The sequence below is a fragment of the Variovorax beijingensis genome (genome assembly GCF_007828835.1).
GTDB lineage: Bacteria > Pseudomonadota > Gammaproteobacteria > Burkholderiales > Burkholderiaceae_C > Variovorax > Variovorax beijingensis_A.
The window spans coordinates 1-4,159 of the sequence record NZ_VIVL01000032.1 but is presented as its reverse complement, the minus strand read 5'-3'; the positions used below and the strand labels follow the sequence as shown (position 1 = coordinate 4,159).

Annotated in this window: 5 protein-coding genes; all 5 read left to right on the top strand. The window is 59.4% G+C overall.

Annotation, left to right across the window (positions count from 1 at the left end):
• Positions 1-489: 489 nt before the first annotated feature.
• The 5 genes from FB547_RS33180 to FB547_RS33160 all read left to right on the top strand — a co-directional run bounded on the left by FB547_RS33180 (position 490) and on the right by FB547_RS33160 (position 4,063).
• On the top strand, positions 490-1,233 hold the full coding sequence (locus tag FB547_RS33180) for a hypothetical protein (protein WP_145747831.1): 744 nt from the start codon (positions 490-492) through the stop codon (positions 1,231-1,233).
• 71 nt (positions 1,234-1,304) lie between these two features.
• Positions 1,305-1,544 (top strand): hypothetical protein, encoded by a 240-nt coding sequence (locus FB547_RS33175; protein ID WP_145747830.1) that lies wholly within the window; start codon positions 1,305-1,307, stop codon positions 1,542-1,544.
• A 296-nt stretch (positions 1,545-1,840) separates the two neighbouring features.
• Positions 1,841-2,350 carry a GNAT family N-acetyltransferase gene (locus FB547_RS33170; protein WP_145747829.1) on the top strand — a complete coding sequence of 170 codons (510 nt, stop codon included), beginning with the start codon at positions 1,841-1,843 and terminating at the stop codon, positions 2,348-2,350.
• Positions 2,351-2,414: 64 nt separating this feature from the next.
• A complete protein-coding gene (locus FB547_RS33165) occupies positions 2,415-3,527 on the top strand; it encodes an alpha/beta hydrolase family protein (protein WP_225613352.1) in 1,113 nt (370 codons plus the stop codon).
• Positions 3,528-3,724: 197 nt separating this feature from the next.
• Positions 3,725-4,063 carry a VOC family protein gene (locus FB547_RS33160; RefSeq protein ID WP_307698800.1) on the top strand — a complete coding sequence of 113 codons (339 nt, stop codon included), beginning with the start codon at positions 3,725-3,727 and terminating at the stop codon, positions 4,061-4,063.
• Positions 4,064-4,159 lie beyond the last annotated feature (96 nt).

The following is a 4,159-nucleotide window of genomic DNA, read 5'->3' as shown; positions in this document are numbered from 1 at the left end:
GGGACCACCGGATGACTCGGTGCGCCGAGGACGCCCACATGGGCGCGGGTTCGGCATACTCGCTAGTCAAAGCCGTTTCCACACGGCCTCGGCCAATAGCAGCCTCTCGCCGTCATCAACCAATCTGAGAGTTTTATGCCTTCTTCGCCGCCAGCAGCGAACTCATGCCCTCGATGTCACAGCGATGCGCAAGTCAAGGCGAAGCTTGTTCTCATCGGTAGAGCTAGTCCACACCTGCTGTTTCCCGATGAGGAGCGAGCCGGCTATAGGCGGCGTGACCAGTTGGCCACCGACGAGTGCAGCACCGAGAAACTGCAGAAGGCGCCCTTGCAGCAGTTTGTCCCTGGGTTCTACTGTCATGCCTGCGGTGTCGGCTTTGTTGCCAACAGCATATTGAAGTGAGGCAAAAAGGCAGTCATGAGCTGCACAGTTCGGCCGACTACAGTCGGCCAACTACTAACATTCGTCACGGTGCTAACGATCAGGTAGATGACCTCACATCGAATCTTCCTTTCATTGCTGAGTGTCGCCTTGGCGGCACCGACCGCTTGCCTGGCGCAGTTGAAGCTCGCGCGTCCGGCCGACAGCACGCCACCGCTCGCAGCGATGTTGAATTCGTCTGCGCCCTTGGGCACCACGGCGAATCCGGTGCGTTCGGCCGGCCCCACGGGCGAGCGTGATTACCTGCTGCGACTGCGTTGTCCAGAAGGCGATGTACCGACTCTCGAGCGTCGAGGCAGCATGGGGCAAGGGCCGTACGGCAACATACTGGATAACTACGACGTCTCCTGCGCGTCCGGGCGGAAAACCAGCGTGATCATGGACATGTACCATCGGCACCGCGAGTTAGGTGCCATCCCCGGTTTCATACTGCTGCCGGAGCATCCGGCGCGCCTCGCTAAGGGGTGTCCCCCGATAGTACCTGGTGCCGTGCCCGGTCAGTACGTGTTCAACGCGTTTGAAGTTGAACGTTCGGCCCGAGCCGTCAGCTTGAGCACGAATCTGGAAAGCATCGGCGTCCGGGGTGGCGCCTTGACCCGATTTGTCGTCGGTATCGATGGACAAGTCGATCCGGGCACAGTCCGGTTTTCCTATCCGCCGGTCGATTCCGTGTTGGAGGCAGCTATCAGAGATCAGTTGGCAAGCGCGCGCTTTGAGCCGGCGATGCATTCAGGCGACTGCGCCGTCCCGCAAAGCGTCGAGCTGCGGTTCTCATCCGCCGTGCCGAAGTAATCTCAGGGCATCTTTACAGAGAAAATTGGCCAACAACAACCTTACGCCTAGGATTCTCGGTGCCGCGAAAAATGGCATCCATAGCCTGCGACATCGCCAAGTTTGCCCCCGGTGAGAATGGCAACTGGCGCCGCTTGGACGTGCTGCTTGATGAACTTTGGCAAGCAGGCGCTCCAGAGCTGGCAACCCCCGAAATGCTGAGCATCTTTGAGCGTTATCCCAAGGAAGACGGGCACGGAGTGATGTGGAGCCTTGTTCACGGGTTGGAAATAAGCTTCCGAACTACGAATCCGCGCTTCTTGCTTCCTTGACGCGGCAGCCAAGCGAACTTGGGATAGTCATGGTCAGTCGCATGTTGAACTCCGGCGTTACAGCGGTCGATGGCGTTTCTCTGCTACTGACACTGCAGGAAATCGCTAGCACCGCGGCCTCTGCGCACATCAAGGAAACGGCGCGCAGCGTGGTGTCGCGGCTACGTTGATATTCGCACCACTTCGCCCGCTTTCGCGATGCCGGTGCGACCGGCTACGGTCGGCCAGGAGCGGACTGTCGAAGCCAAGACAGAATCCGACGATGGCTTAACCGACACCCGCATCACAGGAGTTCAATGAGCGTCGAAATCAGGAACGAGATGGCGAATGACGTGGATGCCATTGATGCAGTGACGACCGCTGCATTTCTGGCTACGCCCCATACAGACCATACGGAGCAGTTCATCGTCAAGGCGCTGCGCAAGGCTGGAAAGTTGACAGTATCCCTGGTCGCAGCGGTCGACGGGGAAGTAGTCGGCCACGTGGCTGTATCGCCGGTATCCATCTCGGACGGGGCTTCGGGCTGGCATGGTCTTGGCCCCATTTCAGTGTTGCCGGCCTATCAGGGCCAGGGGGTTGGCTCACGCCTCATGCGCGAAGCACTGAGTGCGCTGCGCGAAAGCGGAGCCTTCGGGTGCGTCGTTCTCGGCGAGCCCGGCTTCTACGGTCGATTCGGCTTTCGGGCCGAGCCCGGCCTTGTCCTTCCGAACGTTCCTCCCGAGTACTTCCAGGCCGTGTCCTTTGGCGGCGCAGCCATGCCATGCGGCAATGTGTCGTACGACGAGTCGTTCAACGCGCGGGCCTGACGGAGGCGGCATGCGGCCACAAACCGCCATTCGAGACAGCCGCCCAGTTCACGATAATTCTGGCATGACACCGTTCCAGATCGCGACAAGAATTCGCACCTCAATTGTTGTGACCAGGAAAGCCTCCTTTCACCGGCACGCACTGTTAACCCTCTGTGGTTTCTTGCTGGCACTTGGGCAATCCGCGCACGCACAAGCGCCCACACTGGGCTTCATGCAGTTGCCGCAGCCTGGCGTTGGACTCGTCACAATCTTCTATCCGTCTTCGGACCCAGAGATGCCTGCCATACAGGGACCGTTCAAGTTGTCATGGGCTGCCAACGGTCGCGTATCCAGGGGCAATGGACACCTCGTTGTGATCTCGCATGGCTCGGGCGGAAGCCCTTGGGTGCACGCGGACTTGGCGCGAGTTTTGGTGCAACGGGGATTTACGGTCGCCCTGCCTCAGCACGCAGGCGACAACTACCTCGACCCATCGGAGCCTGGGCCTGCGAGTTGGATCAAGCGGCCGATCGAAATTTCTCAGGCAATCGATGTCGTCGCCGGCACCCAATCACTGGCGGCTAATTTGCGCCTTGATTCGGTAGGCCTGTTCGGAGGGTCCGCTGGCGGACATACGGCCTTGTCGATGGCCGGCGGCAAATGGTCAAAGGCGCGCTTCAGGAATCACTGCGAAAAGCACATCAGAGAAGATTTCTCATCTTGCGTCGGTTTCTTCACACTGCTCAACGGCGACTGGCTGGACAGCCTAAAAATTTGGCTGGCGAAGGCCGTAATCGCAGCGCGCTTCTCCGACGATGCAATTCAAAGCGGCTTCGACCCGCGAGTCAAGTCCGTGGTGGCAATGGTCCCCTTCGCCGCGGACTTTGACCCAGCGAGCTTAAAGCAGCCCTCGACTGCGCTGGGACTCGTTATCGCGGACAAAGACATCAATCAGGTGCCCCGCTTCCACGCGGAAGCAATCCTCGCGGCATGTGAACCCCGATGCGAAGTCGTTATGCGTATCCCGGAAGGTGGCCACGGTTCGATGCTCTCGCCCATGCCTCCCTTGGAGACTGGCGGCGTGACGCAGCGCCTGCTGAGTGACCCGCCCAATTTCGACCGGGGTCAGGTGGTACCCGCGCTCAATTCGCGAATCGCAGATTTCTTCCTTCGGACCTTGGCTTCTACGCCTTAGCCTTTGGAGCCGACGAGGACGCGCTTGCTTGCGCCCAAACGGCCGCACTACCGAAGGTCTGAGAGACTGGTATGGGCCCCGCGGCGCCGACCGCCCTTCGGCTACAGTCGGCAAAAGAGCCGGCGCTTAGCGTCCAATCCACATGAAAAGGCAGTATGGATTCGCCACTAGGAACAGTCATCATCTACGCCAGAGACATGCAAAAGGCTGCTGCTTTCTATGCCCGGCATTTCGGCTTCCTCACAAATGGTGAAGTCATCGAGGGCCTGATCGAGCTGAAGCATCCGGGCGGGGGCGCTGGCATGCTCATTCATCAAGCAGCCAAGTCCGTGAAACTTGGCCAAGTAGGGGTGAAGCTGAGCTTTCATGTGAAAGACGTGGCAGCGTTTGCCGCGCAAGCCAAGTTACGAGGGCTCTTATTCGGTGCCGTGCACGAAGCCAACGGGTATGCGTTCGCGAATGCGAAAGACCTCGACAAGAATTCCATCAGCATCTCGAGCCGAGCGCATCGGACTAACGCGATTGGCGGCAACTGACGGCCGAGGCCGTGTGAAAACGGGTTGAATAACTGACGGTGCTCGCCTAGATTGTGGCAACGCTACTGAAGGGCAGCCACATGAAGCGATTCATCG